The following is an 18,800-nucleotide window of genomic DNA, read 5'->3' as shown; positions in this document are numbered from 1 at the left end:
ATTAGGCAAGCTCAATTTGACAGTCGTCACCAATGAGGAAACGCAAAGCTTTAGGGCGTTGTGGGGCAACCTTCAGATGGGCGCGTTGTCCAATCACACTATCCACAATCCGCTGATGAATGCCCACGACTTGGGCACCCTGTAAAAGCACACTATGCTCCAAGTCCGCGTCAATCAGCGTTGCGGAGTCAGCAATACTACTGTAAGGACCAATAAAGCAGTTTTCTAGGTGGCAATTGCTGCCAATCGTCACGGGACCACGAATCGTGCAATTAACGATTTTAGAACCACGACCAATCTGCACTCGCCCAATCACCTGACTCTTTTCGTCAACATCGCCTTCAACAGAAGAAGTTAGACAGGTGTCGAGAATGATGCGATTGGCTTCGAGCAGATCATCTTTTTTCCCAGTATCCAGCCACCAACCTTCGAGTTGACGCGCTTCTACTTTTTTGGAAGCGTCAATCAAAAATTGAATCGCATCAGTAATTTCGAGTTCTCCCCTGGCAGAGGGTTGAATCTGAGCGATCGCATCGTGGATAATGCGGTCGAAAAAGTAAATGCCAACCAGGGCAAGATTCGAGGGAGGAACCTTGGGCTTTTCCACCAGTTGCAACACTCGCCCATCCTCATCAACCTTGGCGACACCAAAAGCACTGGGATTGGCAACGGACTTGAGGATTGTTAAAGCATCCAGTTTTTGGGCTTTAAAGTGATCCAAAAATAGGCTCAAGTCGCTTTGAATCAGGTTATCCCCTAGATACATCACAAAGGGAGAGTCCCCCAAGAAAGGCTGAGCGATTTTAACGGCGTGAGCAAGTCCCGCAGGCTGGTCTTGACGAATATAAGTAATATTCGCTCCAAAGCGATCGCCATTTCCTGTCTTCGCTTTTACCTCGTCCCCGGTTTCTGGGCTGATGATAATCCCAATCTCCGTAATTCCCGCCGCAACAATGGATTCAATCCCATACCATAAAATAGGTTTATTTGCAACAGGAACCAGTTGCTTTGCCCCCGTATAAGTCAGAGGGCGTAAACGTGTCCCTTTACCGCCGGAGAGAATAATTGCTTTCATTTGCTTTGGTGAGTATAGGAGTAAAATTCGTCAAGCATGAGCCTGAGTGCTTGTCGCCAATGGGGGGGATAGTCTCCCACAAGAGCTTGGAGCTTCGTGCCAGAGAGGACAGAATAAGCTGGACGTTTGGCTGGCGTTGGATAGTCCGACGTGGTGATTGGCACAATCCGCTGCACCTTTAACGGGAAGCCAAGTTGTTTCGCCTCCTCAAAAATGGCAACAGCAAAGTCGTACCAGCTCGCAACGCCACTATTGGTAAAGTGATAGATACCTGTAAGCGTCGAGTCGTGGTTGATTGGCGCGGTTACCTCCCCAGTAGCCTTCGCCTCTTTCCCCGGTTCTTGGCTCAAGTGTTGCCCTAGAGTCGTAATTGCCCGTGCAATATCACCCGCCCAAGTAGGAGTCCCTACCTGATCGGCAACAACACGAACCTCGTCACGCTCCGCAAAGAGCCTTAGCATCGTTTTGACGAAGTTACTTTGACCATAAGAGCCATAAACCCAAGCGGTTCTAAGGATAATATAGCGATCGCTTTGCTGCTGAATTCCCTCTTCTCCTTCGAGCTTCGATTGACCGTAGGCACCAAGAGGATTAGTTGCATCTTGCTCAGTGTAAGGGGTATTTTTTTGACCATCAAACACGTAATCCGTAGAAACGTGAATTAGGTCAGCCCCAAGCGCTTGAGCTGACTCGGCGATAACCGTCGGTGCGATCGCATTAATTAAATTTGCCTGTTCCTTCTCGGTTTCGGCTTTGTCAACTGCCGTATAAGCCGCCGCATTGACAATTAAGTTGGGCTTCGCTTCCCGGATAACCTCGCGAATGCTGCTTGCATCGGCTAAATCCATCGTCTTACGCCCCACCTCAATTACTTCTCCCAAGGGAGGAAGGGTACGTTGCAGTTCTTGACCAAGTTGTCCCGTCGCGCCTACTAGTAAGATTCGACTCATGAGAACACCTCAGCCGTTTTGAATGGCTGTCCCGAAGAGTCTTTCTTCGATAACACAGGTTCTGCCTCACCGGGCCATGCGATCGCTAAATCCGGGTCATTCCAAAGCACACACCGCTCATGCTGGGGCGCATAGTAATCCGTCGTTTTGTACAAGAATTCCGCCGCCTCCGAGAGGACTAAAAAGCCGTGAGCAAACCCTGGAGGTACCCAGAACAATCGCTTATTTTCCGCGCTGAGTAAGCAGCTAACCCATTGACCAAACGTCGGAGAGCTTTTTCTTAAGTCCACAGCGACATCAAATACCGTCCCGACAACGACACGCACCAATTTTCCCTGAGGCTGCTGAATCTGATAGTGCAAGCCGCGCAGGACATTTTGGGAAGAACGGGAATGGTTATCTTGGACGAAATGGCTAGTGACTCCGGTCTTCTCGGCAAAGGCTTTCTCGTTAAAACTTTCAAAGAAAAAACCGCGATCGTCTTCAAAGACTCTGGGTTCAATAATCAAAACCTCAGGAATATCCGTGGGCACGATGTTCATCCTAGTCTCCTCGTGACAGACAACACATAACCGCTCTTGAGCATTGTATAAAGATTGTTGTCAAATTCTTTTCCGAAACAGCGCTCTTCGTTCAGATAAAAAACTTGATGAGGACGCACAGCACATTGGCTTTGCCCAATAATGCCCTGACAATTTCCCACTACCATAACGAGCTTTCCGACTCCAGGGGTCATAGGCGATACGAGAAATTTGTCGTCTCGTTGAGAGTAGCACCTTCGCCGCGACTCCAAAAGCGATAACCAAACGCTGTACGGACAGCGCGAAGCGTGGTTACTCCTGGAGGTCTCTAGTCCCATGGCTGAAGGCAACTTGGTTTCAGGCGTCTGCTCCAATGCTCTCGAAAGAAAGCTCTACCCTTTTGGCGGCTCCAGTTGTACGTCACATTGATAACAGAAAAGTTACATAGAACGCCAGCGCTTTCACAGAAACTTTATGAGTCGTGATGCGTAAAGATTTTGCTGTGAAATTAGCAAGATGCGTAGTTCAGTCTAACGACTTGATAGCCTACGAAGATTTGAGGATTAAGAATACGGTGAAGAATCACTATTTGGCGAAATCCATAAGCTAAGCTGTTTCTCGAAACCAGGGTTCAGACAACTCATGAGTACAAAAATCGTTTCAGTCATAATTCCTTGCTATAACGGAGTACAGTTTTTGCCAGAAGCGATCGAGAGTGCCTTAGCGCAGACCTATCCACCGTTTGAAATTATTGTGGTGGATGATGGTTCAACTGATAATACAGGGGAGGTAGCGGCTCGTTACCCAGGTGTCCGATACATCCGTCAGGAGAATCAAGGCGCGTCTATCGCACGCAATACTGGGATTCGTAAAAGTCAGGGGGATTACCTGGTTTTTCTCGACCACGATGACCGCCTTTTGCCCAAAGCGATTGAAGTCGGAGTGAACAGCCTGAATGAGCATCCGGATTGTGGCTTTGTTTTTGGGTTTTCTAGAAGCATTAAAGCCGACGGTTCACTCCTGAGTGAGGCACCCGAAGAGCGGATTGAAACGGCTAATTATCAGTTAATCCTGTCTGGGAGGTCTCTTTCTCCACCTGCCACTGTGATGTTTCGACGTGCTGTTTTTGAATCAGTCGGTGAGTTTGATCGCTCTTTTGACCCAGCGGAGGACTATGAATTCTACCTACGAGTGGCTAGAGCCTTTCCAATTTATTGCCACAATCAGGTGATTGTTGAATATCGCCGACACGATAACAACTTATCGTCCAATATTCCCAGAATTGTAGAAACCACCTTAAAGGTGATTGATGCTCAGTGGGAATTTATTAAGGGAAATAGGGACTACGAAGCCGCCTACAGAACTGGAAAAAAACACTGGCCGAATCTCTTTGGACCTTATCTCCCCTATGGGATGGGCGCTCATATCAAAGCAGGGCGATTCCTTGCTGCGGCACGGGTGATGTTTTTACTGCTACGGCACTATCCCCAAGGCTTGGTGAACTATGCTCTTGAGCTGTTGTCAAAGCTGACTAAACGTTTCGCGTCGGGATTGACACTCCCAGGGCTTTGACCGAAGAGTGCATTGTTCAGCTAGTCTTGTCCCCAGATTTAGGAGAGATGACTTTCGCTGGCAAGCCAACGGCTGTTGCTCCGGCGGGTACATCACACAAAACGACAGCATTGGCACCAATATTGGCATCATCTCCAATCGTGACATTGCCAAAGATTTTCGCCCCAGCACCGACGTTGACACGCGCTCCCAATTTGGGCGCATCGAAGGGACGATCTAGGTAACGATTCCCCAGTGTTACCCCTTGACGGATGATACTATCGTCGCCGATCACACAATCCCCATGAATAACAATGCAACTTTGATGTTCAATAATTACGCGGCGACCAAGCTGAACCGTATAAGGCAGTTCAATCCCATAGGTATTCCGGACTTTGCGAAATAACGCACGGTAGAGAATGCTAAAAGGCGCTCGCAGTATCTTCGGTTCGATCTTCATCCTCCAGACACCAAAGCGCTGAATCGCTACTGCCCGAAATCCTGGTCTAGTCCAATCACGTCCATGAGCAATCCAGTCTTCTTTAATTTGTTGCCAAAGCCCCAAGGCGGGGGTTTCGGGTTCGTTGACACTTGATATCAGGTCTGGCTGTGTGACCATAATCTGTCTTTTGCTGAACAGCGTATTTTTTTGAATCCAACTGTGGCTTAATACTTGGCAGGGCTTGTTACGCCTCCCTTGAGGAACACACTATTACGAAGTAAGTCAGTCAGGAATTGCGGGGGGTCATTATCCGGCTTGCGCTGAACCACCCGACGCATCCGCCATAGGGCAAAACCCGACGCTCTGAAGGCATCAGCTAGCGCGGCGTACAAGAAACCATAGTTCTTGAGAAAGTAGCGTCGCCTTGAATCAAACAAGTACTGTGGTAGACGCTTTGGTGGGCGTTTGGTGTCGGTGACTCCTGAACTTTGCCCAACTAAGTGTACAACCCGACTTTGAGGGACATACCAGCAACTCCAGCCAGACCTGTTCGCCTGTAGGCAAAAGTCTACTTCTTCGTAATACATGAAATATTCCTCATCCATTAAGCCCGCCGCTTCAAATACCTCACGACGAATAATCATGCTTGCCCCAGCCACCCAGTCGGTTTGATGGATTTCGTCAGAAACAGGAGGCGCAACGACCCATCTGGAGAGTAACTTGCTTACTAAACCTAGACTCAAGCCAAAATCCAGTTCGCTGAACACGGTATGAAAGCGAAAGGCAGAACACTGTGGTGTACCATCGGGTTCTTCCAAGCGGCTACCAGCAATTCCGACATCGGGATGTTCATTCATGAAATCCACCAGCGCTTTGAGGGCATTGGGGCGAACAACCGTGTCAGGGTTGAGCAACAAAATATAGGGAGGGGGTGATGATGACTGTAGGGCAGGACGAATTGCCGCGTTGTTGCCGTAGGCAAATCCACCATTGCGCTCAAGTGGCATCAGCGACACCCAGTCACTCCAGCCCTCGCTTTCAATAGCGGCTCCAATTTTTTCAACTGACCCATCGCCCGAATCGTTGTCGGTAACAACAACGCGGGTACCTGGTAAGGACTGGACTTCACTGACTAAAGAGTGCAGGCAATCAATTGTCAGACTAGGTGTTCGGTAGTTAACGATTACGACAAGCAGAGGAGTTGGGTTATTGGGCGAAATCTCGTTAGGCATAGGGGTAATACCCTGTTTAGTGCTTTGCGACTCAGCTTGCATAAAATTGACTATTACTTAAATGTTGTTATGTCTTGATGCTATAGAGCAGACCTGTACGAGTAAAGCTCTCTTTGGCTAGCGTCTCATTTCAGCGAGTGCTGCCGCTTTGAAGAAGAAGATCGATCGCGCTTTCCTCAAATCGCGTTGGTTTAAAAGGCTCGTCGCTTAATTTTTAGACGACTGCTTTTATAAATTTACTGGCACTCTCGACAAAGTGTCCATCATTGGTTTATGCGATCGCAACTGACCTGAATAGACAGACAGCTTTCAAGGGATATCTCTACTCCTTTTAGGAAAAGGTTCGGCTCAACAGAGTGGGTTTATCGCCCAATTCTTCAGTTTCCCCTACCTACACTCCACAACCTCCTCACAATTCCCTGCCTTTACCGGGTATTCCTGTGTAGCTTTATAAAAAATTTTGCATTCACTAGGAAGCCATACATAGAGAAAAATTTCATGCCTTTTCCGGCATTTCGCTAATTGATTAGTTCGCAGCGTGAGAGTGAAATTAAAGATTCCTCAAAAAACTCTAGTCAACAGATAAAAGAGTTGATGAAGTTATTAAAATTTCGCCTATCAAGTTCCAACAGTGACGATAATTGGGAAATATATTTTTAGAGGAGAAGTACTAAAAAGCTGTAACCTAGGCAAGTTCTAGAACTATTGTCCTCAGTGAAAGTACGTATCTATCTTAAAGAGACCTAAATAATCATTAATAAGGTAACTTTTTATGCTAATCGATGCACGCACCTTGTCCGCCGAGGAAACAATTGAGACAGAAGTTTGTATTGTTGGGACGGGTCCTGCTGGACTTTCTCTCGCACGGGAACTAGCCGGACAAGACTTCCGAGTCTGCTTGCTCGAAAGTGGTGGGCTTGACTTGCCTGACCCAGATACGGAGTCACTGGCTGAAGTTGAAACGGAAGGAGATTTCGTTCAAGTGTTCCCCGACAGGCGCAATCGTCGGTTTGGAGGCAATTCCAGCTACTGGGGCATCAACATCAGCAAGGGTCAATTGGGTTTAAGGCACGTACCACTGGACGACGTAGATTTTGAAAAACGGGATGGGTTCCCCTACAGTGGCTGGCCTTTTGAGAGAGATCATCTCGTTTCCTATTATGAACGGGCGCAAAAGGTCTGCAAGCTTGGACCTTTTACCTATGAGGCGGAAGATTGGGAAGATGCGAATAGCCCTCAGCTTCCCTTTATTGGGAATCGAGTGACAACTCGGATGTTTCAGTTCGGGCCTGGTGCAGCTTTCTATAAAGAGTACCGTGACGAAATCAATCGTTCCGGCAATGTGACGACTTATCTCCACGCTAATGCTGTAGAACTTGAAACCGAAGAAACCGCACAAACTGTAACCCGTGTACGAGTCGCTTGCTTACAAGGCAATCAATTTTGGGTTAAGGCAAAAATTGTGATTCTGGCGGCAGGTGGCGTTGAAAGCGCCCACTTGTTGTTGCTATCTAACAAAACTCAGAAAGCTGGTTTGGGTAATCAAAACGATTTGGTTGGTCGGTTCTTTATGGATCACCCGCTTGTCTATGGTGGTCTTTTTGTTCCTTCCAATCCCAAGATGTTTGACTCAATGGCTTTGTACGATCTGCGTCAATTGAGTAAGGGAACCGTGATGGGAGGACTCTCTTTTACCAATGAAGCAATGCGTCGTGAGCAATTATTGAATGTTTCAATGTTGCTTTTGCCAAGACCGATAAAATATCAGTCATCAGAAGCCGTTTCTTCTCTCAAGGCACTCTTCTCATCCCGTGGCTATAAGGAGGGAGCTAAGGGTACTCTTGAACATCTGAATAAGGTGGTAACAGGTCTTGACGAGATTGCCGGTTCTTTCTACGACAAGTTGACGAAAAAAGACCTACCTTTTTGGCCTAACCTGAGCCAAGGAGGTTGGTCAAATCTGCCCAATAAAGAGCGGATTTATAACGTATTCGAGGTTCTCCATCAAACTGAACAAACTCCCCATCCCGACAATCGGGTGATGCTGGGAGATGGGTTGGATAAACTCGGCAGACGGAAAGCGAAAATGCAGACGTGCTGGCGTGAGGATGATATTCAAGGTGTCAAACGGGCACAAGCTGTATTCGCCGAAGAGATTGCCCGTGCTGGTTTAGGTCGGTACGAGATTGAGCAAGACGGCGACCTTCCAGTGATTTCAACCGCTGGGACATCGCATCACCTGGGAACAACACGTATGGATGTCGATCCCAAACAAGGTGTTGTGGATGAAAACTGTAAGGTTCACGGTGTCTCTAATTTATTTATTGCTAGCAGTGCCGTTTTTCCAACTGGAGGCTACGGGAATCCTACTCTGACAATCGTGGCATTGGCAATCCGGATAGCCGATCGGGTCAAAGCCACCATGAATACACAAACCCAAACGGCGAAACAACAGGTGGAATCAGCCTCATAACTCTATACCTCTCCGAAAGAATGGCAGTCTAAGTAGATTACGCCTTCAACTTGCAACATCACCCTTACCTGTATACAGACAAGGGTGATGCACAACAGCTTGGTGAACGGGGAGGTTTTTGCTTTTTGGGATAAGAATCCTTATCTATTTCTTTCAGATTGATTAAACCATGGGTCAGCTTTAATTTTATTAGACAAAGCAACCATGATTTATATTAGCGCTCCTTTAAGAGCATATGAATAATTTTCTGGTCTAGGTCTATTAGACCATTCTTTCTGTTCAGAATTATTAGTTTTCATCCAGTCCATGAAACGGATAGCTCTGAATTTATTAATTTTTCAATTTTATAGCTACTTAGGTTAGTCTTATCTCTGTTGAGCCAGAGAACGTCTTGAAACCGATGAGCGCTTGCGTGTTACCTGGTTGGTTGCTGTATCGCTAAGCACAAGCCCTGATATTCCGCCGCTGGTGAGGGCAAAGATTGGGTTAATCATGGCGTTCAAAATACAGTCCAACATGTACAAAGCTAAGACTAAGGCTAGTACAGCAACAGGTGCTATCTTGCGGTGAGACCAAGTACTCGCTGGATAACGCAACACAAATAAGCTGGCAACAGGCAGTAACATTGAGGCTGTTAGACTGCTCAAGCCGACTATACCATTGACACCAAACGCGATAATCCACAAGCTGTCCGTGACCGTTATATCTACCAGCTCACCTGCCCAGTTCCTTTCATATACACGGTTTCGTCCGTATCCCCCCCAGCCAAACACTAGGCTCTGCCGTGCCTTATCTGCCAGTATTTCTTCATTATTAAATCTAAACTCCGCAGACGAGACACGATCTTCAGGAAACACCTTGGACATAACAGTGACAAGCTGATCGGTAAAATAGGTTTCGGTCATGGAATTAATGTATAGATAGATACACATAGACAGAAGCACAAGTAATACCGGGAGAGCGGTGCGAAGCCAATTGGAGAGAAATATAAGGACGAGTCCAATCACCAGTAAGGCATAGGCACCCGTAGAGCGGCACAACACAAAGGTGATCAGTAATGTAATCACCAGCCAATTCATAGGAATGTCCCAGAGTTGCTTGATAGTGCCAGTTTTCCAAAGCCAGATCCCAGCCAATGTTGCCGCCATCATCCACGCACCCACCGCTAACCCGTGATTCATAAACACGGTCGGTCGATATCCCCCTAAGCGATACGCCTGGGTAAAGTCTACGCTTGCATGGTAGCCGTAAACCCATTGGTGCATCTGGGGGCTTAGACGACTTTCAATCAGGCAAAAAGGCACATAGCTTAGTCCGCCGACAAAAACGCCAACGGCCAGCTGGCGCACCCCTGCCAGGTTATTAAGATATATCCGCCCCAGAAAATAGGGAACTCCCCAAGTCACTGTTTGATCAAGAGCTGCAGAAAACCCATCATACGCACCCAGACCATTAGCCATTGATGAAGCAAACGGGCAGAAGCACCAGATCAGCATCGGCAGGTCAAGCCAGCCCGGTTTAAATGAAGTGATGCGTCCAGCATCGAACAGAAGAGTAGCAAGCAAAACGCCGTAGCAAGTTGCCGACATCTTGGAGAGGTCTGGGATTCCTGGCAAAGCAATGTTTACGACGGGGAGGTATAGCCATGCCACTATGAAACTCACAATAACCGCCCGTTGCGGCGGAAACCGCATGAAGATGTAAAGGACTGCTGGAATCCAGCAGAGCGTGACAAGGAGCGCTTGAGGGCTAGACATGAGCTTGGCTAGGTACGAAGATGAATAGAGCTTTCCCTACAATAACCGCCGAGCGGCTGATCATTGCTCAAGGTTGAGTCAAATCGGCGTTTGCTGTGGGCTAACATCCTTTGGTGCGCTTACCCTAGAGAAGTCACCACGTCGCTGGCGGTCTATAGCAGTGTGTAATGCTGCCTCGAAAAGTTCGACAGCATCATCCCATGTGTACTGAGTCGCTGTAGCGTAGGCAGCATCCGACATTGTTTGCCACTCGGTTTCAGGTAGACTTAGTACGTGAACTAGCTGGTTAGCTAGCGCAGTCGAATCCCCAAGCGGCACAAGATAACCATTAACTCCTTCCTTAACAATGTCCAGTGGTCCACCGACCTGCGTTGAAACGACCGGACAGCGACAAGCCATCGCTTCCAGGGGTGGTAAATGGAATCCTTCGCTCCAACTCCCGCATAACCAAACATCACAGCTAGCGTAGATGTCTTTAATGGTGTTTTGGGCAGGTCGTTGGATATATTGAGTGCCTTCTGGTAGAGGTAAATCCGCCGTAGGAGCTGACGAGCCAAAGGCAACTAGACGTAAATTCGGAATCTTTTGAGCTGCCAAGGAAAAGGCTTTCAGGCTAACCTCACACCCTTTCCAACCAATTGGCGCGTATAACATACCAACAGTGGGAATAGGTTGTTTGCCACGCGGCGGCGCGTAAAACTGCTCTGTGTCTACACTATTCGGGACAAAGGAAATGTTGCGATCGCCGTATCGCTCCTGAGACAGCTCAACTAACCACTTCGAGATCGTGATTTTATGCAGAGGCTGTGACCAAGTCGCTTCCACCCTTTCTTTCGGCATCCCTTCAAAGATTTCGTGATGCTGAATAAAGTAAGCTTTGGCTCCTTTCGCTTCAGACATCTTCGCTACCCACTCTGCTGTCTCCCACCAAGTGGCAATGACCACGTCGGCATCCGGGACATCAGCATCTGTAATAGGGCGACAGCGCTCAAGGACTCGGTGCGGAACATCTACACCATCAAAGTGCGATCCCTCCTTATTAGAGAGCAAACCCTTACCCTTCAGGAGAGACTTGACCTGCTGGAGTGGGCTGATTGGATCGGGAGGGAGAGAGACAACGAAGACTTCATGACCTCGCTTTTTTAGGCGTTCGGCATAAATCGCCGCCACCCGAATCCCACCAGCTAAACCTGCAAAAGGAAGGACAAATGTAATTTTCATGTTTAAGACATTCACTCAGCCGTTACTGGGATTAACAAGAAAAGTCTAAAATTTAGAAGCCCAGTTTTGTGTAACTCAACAGTCGCACCACTGCTCTAATAACTTAGCTTTTGTTTTAGCTGCCGCCAATAAAGACCTACTGGTGTTTGCCCAAAGCCGATCTGCAACTTTTTAACAACTCCAATCTTTACTGGCGGTTGTCCATAATAAACAGCTCGCTCCGGGATTGGCTCCGCCTCAGAAAAGCCAGCATTCATATAGCGTTCAATATCTTGGCGAGCCATGTATTTTTCACGAATCTTCTTCAAGCGCTCTTCATGCGTATTTGTATGAAATATCGTCCAGTTCGGGTCTTCAACCTTGCATAAGGTGTAAACCTTGTGACGCTGCATGTACTGCTCAAGTGCCACTTCCAGCAAAAATCGGCTCTGATCGGTTGCAGCGGCTGGATTTTCTCCCAGGAAGCCAGAAGCAATGTAGTCACCCGCATATTCATGCATCGCCGCCATGAATGTACTCCGCTTCATCAAAGCAAAATTCAGGCTGCACTTGTGGCTAAAGTACCATCCTGGCCAAGCATCATGATGTTTTGAGGGAAGGTTAAACGCACCACCGATCGCAAAAACGTCGTCACGCTCAAGATAATCAATAGACTCTTCCAACCAATTGTCGTAGCCCTCTCTGTAGGGCAAGGTATCAATATTGAACCATAACAAGTAAGGCTTAGAAGCGATCGACCCTGCCGTATAGATCTGGATATAACCTCGCTCGTGATTATTCTCTTCGTGAGTTGGCTGAATGATCTGTAATTTATCAATCAGACCTTCTTGAAACAACTTCCAGTAAGTGGCTTGCGTCTGAGCGTTACTTCCACTATCAACGACTACGACTTCACCAGGTTTACCCCCCAAAAAGCGAAACCAATCATGAAGCACATCTTCAAAGACCAAGCCATCCCCAAAGTTTCGCACCACCAGTGATACTTCATCTAGCTTGCTAAGTTGCCCACCCATAATCTAATACCTCACCATTCATCTAATATTGCCATTTCAGACTTCGCTGCACGATGATTTAGAAATTAAGCAAATACATCAATTTTCTTATTGATAAAGTAGCCCATCAATAGGTAAACCCAACCCTAAAGAGAATCGAGCTGTCAGCACGAGAGCTAACAACCCCACAAGCAATGCGGTAGCAAAAATGTCCTGCCTCAAACCACTTAGTCCTTCACGCCAGAGACCATAGTTTACGACCGAATAGTAGAAAAGGTCATTAAGTGCAACCGCGATAATCGCCCCTGGAACTTTAAAAAAATGAAATCCAACCAGCATTCCAATCGAAGTACAAAGAAACCTTGTCACCTGACCGACAGTTGAATATTGAGGCTTCCCAATTGCAAAAAGGGACGGCTCATTCGTATTGCACAACATGCGCGGCCAAATTCCTAGAGCTAGGATTGGCAACATCCAAGCGGCATCAATGTATCGGCTGTCATACAATACCTTGATTAAGATATCCCCAAAGCAGATCAGCCCTGTCAAGCCAAAGGTCACAGCGAGCAGGATGGGCTTGCGGTTGTGCAGGAGCTTGGCACGAATTTCTTGACGAGGAAGGTCAGTCAGCTTTGAAATAGCGGGAAAAATTACCTTGCCACTAATCGCATTTGTAACATTGCGCGGCAAGTCAGCAAATGTTAGGGCAACGCCATAAATCCCCAACAGTTCGAGTGTGAAGACTTTACCGAAAATGAGCCGATCCATTTGCTCAGCAAAAAATGTCATAGCTGTTGAAAGAAATATCCACTTACCAAAGGAAAAAAGCTCCTTGGCGGCTTCCTTGTCCCAAGCGAAGCGGTTCGACGAGTTGGGAATCATCCGATAGCTCCACACCAGTCCGACGACTTCCGAAACAAGTGTCCCGATAACGAGAGCCCGGATTGACTGATCGAAGCTTGCCCAGATAATTGTCACCGTTAAGGAGATCACTTGCCTCCCAAACTCAAACATTGCTAGCTGCCCAACGGCTATGTGGCGGTTGAGCGTGTATATGGCAGTGGATTCAAATCCGGAAATCAGTGCTGTTAGAGCAACGACTGGGATTAACCACAGGAGTTTTTGCTCATTGTAGAACTGGGCAACTGGCCAAGCGAGCAATAGGGAACAAAGCCACAGAAAGATGCCACGAACTACTTGTAATGTCCAAGCTGTATTGAGAAATGCTGGGTCATCCCCGCGCTTATTCTGGACAACGCTCGTACCAATACCCAGATCTGAAAACAGCTGTAAACCTGTGATGAAAACGTAGACCAAAGCCATCAGACCAAATAACTCTGGCTCAAGCAGACGAGTTAAGATCAGGTTCCCACCGAGTCGTAACGCTTGACTTGTGCCGTAGCCAGCGATTGTCCAGATTGTCCCACGGATAGCAAGCTTTTTTAGTGATGACATGATTCCTTTAGTGGGTGGGAAAATAGGATGTGTAGAGTCTCAATCGATGCTTAGACATCAGTTGCTCCTAGGCGTTTGGATGCTGGTAGAGAGAACACTTGGGCTTACGACATTGCTCCCCTGGTTTTTGGACTTCTCGATAGTAGACCGAAATAGTGTGGCTAGCTTGCTGCCCTCAATCGCGGCATTATGTTGTTGAGCAACACGCTCTGCTCCTACCCGTCCCATCTGTTCTAGCTTTTCTACAGGGGTTTGTAAGGCTGTCCGCATCGCTTCCGTTAAGGCTTCCAAAGAACCTGGTGGCACGAGCCAACCGCAGGTACCAGGTTCGACCAGTTCTGGAATTCCGGCGACATAGGTACTAATTACGGGACGTGAGAGTGCCAGCGCTTCCATGATGACGACAGGTAACCCTTCAGCAAAGCTAGGTAGCACCATTACTCGTGAGGCGAGGAGTTGTTGCTGAACTTCAGGATTACTCGCCCACCCCGTAATCTCGACGTGGTTTTGAAGACCCAGTTGTGCAATCATCGCTTCAATCTGGGTTCTCAGTTCTCCATCGCCCACTAAAATCAGCTTAAACACCAACCCCTCGGCGGCTAATTGACCAGCAGCTTCGATTAAAAGTAAATGACCCTTCTGTTCACTGAGTCTGCCAATGCAAACGAGTCGAGGTTCGTCAGGTACAGGGATATACTCCTGTTTCAAAAAAAGCTCATCTACACCACAATGAACGACCTGGATTTTTGACCATTGGTCGTACTCGCACCACCGATACAGTTGGCTTTTTCCGAAGGAGCTAACGGCAACAACAAAAGCAGAGCGCTTGATTTTTTCTTCTAAAGCGATCGCTTTTGCTTTATCAAACTCTTCAGGACCATGAACAGTAAAGCTGTAGGCAGGTCCACCTAGTTCATGACACAACATAACAACTGTTGTTGAATTCGTGCCAAAGTGAGCGTGAACATGCGAGATCCCAAACTTGGAAAACCAACGGATCAGAACACAGGCTTCAGCCAAGTAGGCAAAATGGCGCAAAATGCCCCGCTCCGAAGACCAGCCAACTTGAAGCATTAACCATAAAGCGCTCAAAAAACGAACGGGTCTGGTTAGTGCAACATAGAGTAGGGCAAAAAGCAAGCCTACCTTCCCAATTTCTAAGACAACTTGAGTCAATTCTTGCTCTAGTTTGTCTACTTCGTCAACGAGTTCCGAACCACAGGTGCGGATGGAAAAACGTACGACTCGAATACCGCAAGCCTCAATCGCAGCAATCTCTCGCCGGATGAAACTATGGCTAACCTTAGGGTATTGGTTAACTAGATAAGCAATTGTCATCGTAAACTTAGGAAAAATGGGATTTTTGGGTTCATTTTTTGATGAATCTTGGGGAATTGAAACTCTCAAGCCGCGTTTAGACTTTAACTATTATCCAGAAGTTCCAGAGTTCAACTTGGCTATCTCTACCTGTATCACTACAGCGCTTCTGACGGACGTTCCAGGAGTCATGTTGCTTATGAGAGTCAATACCTTCAGATTTTTGATAAAACCTAGTTTATTTTATTACTATTTAATGGATGTAAGCTTGGTTCAGCCTTTCTTAGACCGATTAGTTTTGTGAATTTTCTGTGAATTTATTCACGGATTCTCCGGAGAGGCTTTATCAAATCACGAACGCCAATTTTCAATCCTTTAAACTTTAATACTTAAGATGTTTTCAAGCACTCTCATTATCAGGCTACTACCCCAATTCAGTTGGCGTTACAGTAAGCCTTCTAGTGGAATCAATGACAACAGGAGAAAACAAGGCGTGTTAATTAGTCTCGGTTCTCTTACGCCCATGAAAAAAGAAAGTTTTTCAAGAGCAGCGTGCTGTCTTCTTAGCGATAGTTTTACGCATATGCCAAGATGTGATCAGGATTCTGAGCCACAGACGTTACAATTACATCCGAACTTGTCGCCTACAATCGCCACTCCTCTTCTGGGGAGTCGAGTTGCAGCTCTCCTCAACTATTGATTTCATACAAGTTTCAGTTTGACTAATCCCTCTTCTCAAAATCCCCTACCCAGCTAGTTGAAAGGGCAAAATGTAAGGTATAAGCAACAAAGAGTCAGTCAGGAAAAAAGCAATCCTTGCCAAAGGAGAGCTGGCATAAAAATAAATTTATTAAATTTTGTAAAGTTATAGGATCTTGCTAGTCAAGCTTATGGAGTTTGATGAGGAAGGGAAACCAGTAAAGTGAGAAGCACTTTAGCGTTATCTTTACTCTCTAGCAAAACCGAGAGGAAGCCACAAGGGGAATTCCCCTCCTGCCTCAAGCCTTAGGAACTTCTACAAATTAGGATTTTGTCGGGGGTGCAAGTCAACAAACTACACAGAGGTCAAAATGGAAACAGAACAAGGCTCTCAAATCTTATCAATTAGTAAGCGAGGCAGACAGTTGCAGGAATTGCCATCGGTAGACCAAGAAGAGTTTAGCGCTCCCCCTAGAAAAGGATTGAATCTGCGTCCACTCTTGAGGACTGTCCAGCGGAAAGCCTTGCTGGTTGTTGGGATTGCAGGTTTGGTAACTGCTGGAGCCTGGTATTCAACTAAAAGCGCCCCCTCTGTCTATGAAGGGAACTTCCGGCTCTTAGTCGAACCTGTAACCAATGAAGCGAGAGCCGTTGACCCCTCGTCACTCACCCGTGCTAACGGAGACGTACCTGGGGAAGACAATTTTGAACTAGACTATGCAACTCAGCTTGAGATCTTAAAGAGTCCGAAGATGCTGACTGAGATTCTTGAGCAAATTCGCACGAAGTATCCCAAGTTTGAATATGAGCAACTCAAGCAGGGGTTAGTGGTTGAACGCTATCAAAGCGAAGACCCTAAAATTACTGACCCAACCAAAATGCTCGAAGTGAGCTTCCAAGGGGAAGATCCAAAGCAAGTCCAATTTGTTTTAGAGGTAACAGCTAACAAATATTTAAAATACAGCCTTGACGAACGGAAGTCTCGCATCGGTGAAGGGGTTAAGTTTATTGAAGACCAACTTCCCGCCTTGCAGAAGCGAGTCGATACTCTTCAGTCGCAACGGCAAAGGCTGCAACAGCAGTACAAGCTGACTGATCCCAACGTGCAAAGCGCAGACTTATTTGAGCAAATCCGTGAAGTTTCCAATCAATTAAGAGAAGCCCAAAGTCAGCTACAAGAGCAGAGGACACTCTATACAAACATTAAAAACCAGTTAGCGCTAACACCCGATGAAGCGATCGCAGCATCGGCTTTGAGTGAAGATCCAAACTACTCAGGACTCCAGGCAAAGGTTCAGGAACTCGATAATCAGATTGCCGTCGAATCAGCTCGCTTTTTGCCGAATAGCCCCACAGTTGAAGCCCTACAGGCGAAACGGCAAAACTTAGTATCCCTACAAAATCAGGAAACGCAGCGGATTCTGGGGCAAAGCAGCGTCGGGTCAACCAGCAATCCTCAAGTGCTGGCTTTCCAAAATTCGGTTCGCCTAGACCTGATTAACCAACTGGTTACTGCCACCAACCAAATTCAAGTGCTAGACCTACGCACTCAAGCACTAGCTCAGACTAAAGCTTCTTTTGAGCAACAACTACGGCAGCTACCGACACTGATTCGCCAGTATAACGATATCCAGCAGCAATTAGAAATTGCCACCCGGACTCGCGACCAGCTATTGGTTCAGCGCGAAACGCTACGAGTTGAGGCGGCTCAGACAAGTCTGCCTTGGGAAATCTTTTCCCAGCCTCAAGTCCCGCTTGACCCAACAGGTCAACCTGTCCCGGTTCCCAGCAAAGCGAAAAATATTCAGATGATGGGAGCCGTGTTGGGGCTACTGTTGGGTGTAGGAGCCGCTTTGCTCATTGAGAAATCTCGCAATATCTTTTACACGACTGAGGAGATTAAGGAATCCATCCCATTGCCTCTATTGGGCGTGATTCCACTCTATAAAAATGCCGGAAAATTACCGAAGAGCAACACCTTGAACGGCTCAGAACTAGCACTTGGAGGCAGTGAGTTAGCGACTTCTCCATTTTTGGAAGCCTTCGACTCACTTTACGCCAGCATCCGTTTTCTCTCTTCAGATCCACCTGTTCGCTCCTTGGCGGTTTGCTCAGCTTCTCGCGGGGATGGAAAGACGACTATTGCCTTACACCTGGCACAAACAGCCGCCGCAATGGGTCAGCGAGTCTTATTGGTTGACGCGAATTTGCGTCAGCCTCAGCTACACAGCCACTTAGACTTACCCAACCAAAAAGGACTCAGCGACCTCCTTTCTAAAAAGCTAGATCCGAACGATTTCATCCAGCGAACGCAAGTCGCCGATAATCTGTTTGTCCTGACTTCTGGTCAACCCCAAGCCAACTCCACCAAACTCCTTGGCTCAGCTCAAATGCAGTATTTGATGGAGGAATTTCAAGCCACCTTTGACTTGGTTATTTATGACACATCTCATTTGGTTGGCTTTATGGATGCCAATTTCCTGGCTGCTCATACAGATGGAATTCTGATGGTTGTAGGTGTTGGCAAGACGAGCCGCTCCCTTGTCATGCAAGTCCTCAATCAACTCAATACTTTCCGCTTACCAACTTTGGGAGTAGTTGCTAATCATGTGAGGAAAGGCGCAAAAAGTCCATCCAATACGGTATCCACATCTGGGCTTAAGCTAGTTGAGGAAGAACTACCCGCTCATCAAGGCGCTGGAAAATGGACAGATTACCAACTTGACAAAGCTAAGGACAGAAAATAGTCGTAACTCCAAGGGTAAGACTCTCATCAAAGTAGCTATGGACGGAAGCAACTACCGTACAAAAATTGGTGGCAATGCGTGCGGTAAATGCTTCCAGATAGAAGTTCAACCCTTCATTCTAGGAAGCGCTCTACAACGTAGAAACTATTGACGATAAACCAAGGCAAAAAAGAAGCAAGAATACCATATTCATCAGTTATAGCAGTCAGCTTTCAGCGGTTAGCTGAAAGTCAAATAGGCTCACTTCTAAGGAACGATCTTCTCCCGTTAATGTCCTAACATTCGTGGCTACTGCTATAGCTTATAAACGAAGTAATTAGGGCTTGCTGAATAAGTCAGAGGAAAACAACCGATGGATTAATTAGTTA

The 18,800-nt window shown here is 47.0% G+C and carries 13 protein-coding genes and 1 pseudogene; 4 read left to right on the top strand and 10 right to left on the bottom strand.

What is annotated here, in order from left to right; all coding sequences use genetic code 11:
* Position 1: 1 nt before the first annotated feature.
* Genes AC5JL3_RS11180 through rfbC form a run of 3 tightly spaced genes read right to left on the bottom strand, consistent with a single transcriptional unit; the run spans position 2 to position 2,567 of the window.
* Positions 2-1,075 (bottom strand): glucose-1-phosphate thymidylyltransferase, encoded by a 1,074-nt coding sequence (locus AC5JL3_RS11180; protein ID WP_496074564.1) that lies wholly within the window; start codon positions 1,073-1,075, stop codon positions 2-4.
* On the bottom strand, positions 1,072-2,025 hold the full coding sequence (rfbD, locus tag AC5JL3_RS11175) for a dTDP-4-dehydrorhamnose reductase (protein WP_496074563.1): 954 nt from the start codon (positions 2,023-2,025) through the stop codon (positions 1,072-1,074). Before rfbD ends, AC5JL3_RS11180 begins: the two co-directional genes overlap by 4 nt.
* The gene (gene rfbC, locus AC5JL3_RS11170) at positions 2,022-2,567 is read right to left on the bottom strand and encodes a dTDP-4-dehydrorhamnose 3,5-epimerase (protein ID WP_496074562.1); all 546 of its coding nucleotides are present in this window, start codon (positions 2,565-2,567) and stop codon (positions 2,022-2,024) included. The genes rfbD and rfbC overlap by 4 nt, the downstream gene beginning before the upstream one ends.
* A gap of 466 nt (positions 2,568-3,033) precedes the next feature.
* Here rfbC and AC5JL3_RS11165 point away from each other — a divergent pair.
* Both AC5JL3_RS11165 and AC5JL3_RS11160 read left to right on the top strand, forming a co-directional pair.
* Positions 3,034-3,153: pseudogene (locus tag AC5JL3_RS11165) on the top strand (RNA-guided endonuclease TnpB family protein); the annotation flags it as partial.
* 35 nt (positions 3,154-3,188) lie between these two features.
* Complete coding sequence (locus AC5JL3_RS11160; RefSeq protein ID WP_496074561.1) at positions 3,189-4,118, top strand: glycosyltransferase family 2 protein; 930 nt, start codon at positions 3,189-3,191, stop codon at positions 4,116-4,118.
* Between the two features lie 16 nt (positions 4,119-4,134).
* Here AC5JL3_RS11160 and AC5JL3_RS11155 read toward each other — a convergent pair whose 3' ends face one another.
* Positions 4,135-4,716, bottom strand: coding sequence for a serine O-acetyltransferase (locus AC5JL3_RS11155; protein ID WP_496074560.1), 582 nt, complete (start codon positions 4,714-4,716; stop codon positions 4,135-4,137).
* Between the two features lie 47 nt (positions 4,717-4,763).
* Entirely contained in the window at positions 4,764-5,771 is a 1,008-nt protein-coding gene (locus tag AC5JL3_RS11150; RefSeq protein ID WP_192216762.1) for a glycosyltransferase family 2 protein, read from the bottom strand.
* A gap of 772 nt (positions 5,772-6,543) precedes the next feature.
* On the opposite strand from AC5JL3_RS11150, the gene AC5JL3_RS11145 reads away from it, so the two are divergent.
* Positions 6,544-8,244: a GMC oxidoreductase gene (locus AC5JL3_RS11145; RefSeq protein ID WP_496074559.1), complete on the top strand. Its 1,701-nt coding sequence runs from the start codon at positions 6,544-6,546 to the stop codon at positions 8,242-8,244.
* A gap of 365 nt (positions 8,245-8,609) precedes the next feature.
* Here the strand turns inward: AC5JL3_RS11145 and AC5JL3_RS11140 are convergent, their stop codons facing one another.
* From AC5JL3_RS11140 to AC5JL3_RS11120, 5 genes are all read right to left on the bottom strand, one after another.
* A complete protein-coding gene (locus AC5JL3_RS11140) occupies positions 8,610-9,593 on the bottom strand; it encodes an O-antigen ligase family protein (RefSeq protein WP_496074558.1) in 984 nt (327 codons plus the stop codon).
* A gap of 486 nt (positions 9,594-10,079) precedes the next feature.
* Complete coding sequence (locus tag AC5JL3_RS11135; RefSeq protein ID WP_496074557.1) at positions 10,080-11,222, bottom strand: glycosyltransferase family 4 protein; 1,143 nt, start codon at positions 11,220-11,222, stop codon at positions 10,080-10,082.
* A gap of 95 nt (positions 11,223-11,317) precedes the next feature.
* Positions 11,318-12,235 carry a glycosyltransferase family 2 protein gene (locus tag AC5JL3_RS11130; protein WP_496074556.1) on the bottom strand — a complete coding sequence of 306 codons (918 nt, stop codon included), beginning with the start codon at positions 12,233-12,235 and terminating at the stop codon, positions 11,318-11,320.
* 87 nt (positions 12,236-12,322) lie between these two features.
* Positions 12,323-13,669: an oligosaccharide flippase family protein gene (locus AC5JL3_RS11125; protein WP_496074555.1), complete on the bottom strand. Its 1,347-nt coding sequence runs from the start codon at positions 13,667-13,669 to the stop codon at positions 12,323-12,325.
* Between the two features lie 57 nt (positions 13,670-13,726).
* Positions 13,727-15,007: a glycosyltransferase gene (locus AC5JL3_RS11120; protein ID WP_496074554.1), complete on the bottom strand. Its 1,281-nt coding sequence runs from the start codon at positions 15,005-15,007 to the stop codon at positions 13,727-13,729.
* A gap of 1,049 nt (positions 15,008-16,056) precedes the next feature.
* Here AC5JL3_RS11120 and AC5JL3_RS11115 point away from each other — a divergent pair.
* Entirely contained in the window at positions 16,057-18,432 is a 2,376-nt protein-coding gene (locus AC5JL3_RS11115; protein ID WP_496074553.1) for a GumC family protein, read from the top strand.
* Positions 18,433-18,800: the final 368 nt, after the last annotated feature.

Source organism: Symplocastrum torsivum (assembly GCF_059505465.1).
The sequence above is the reverse complement of the archived record's forward strand: the minus strand, read 5'-3'. Positions and strand labels throughout refer to the sequence as shown.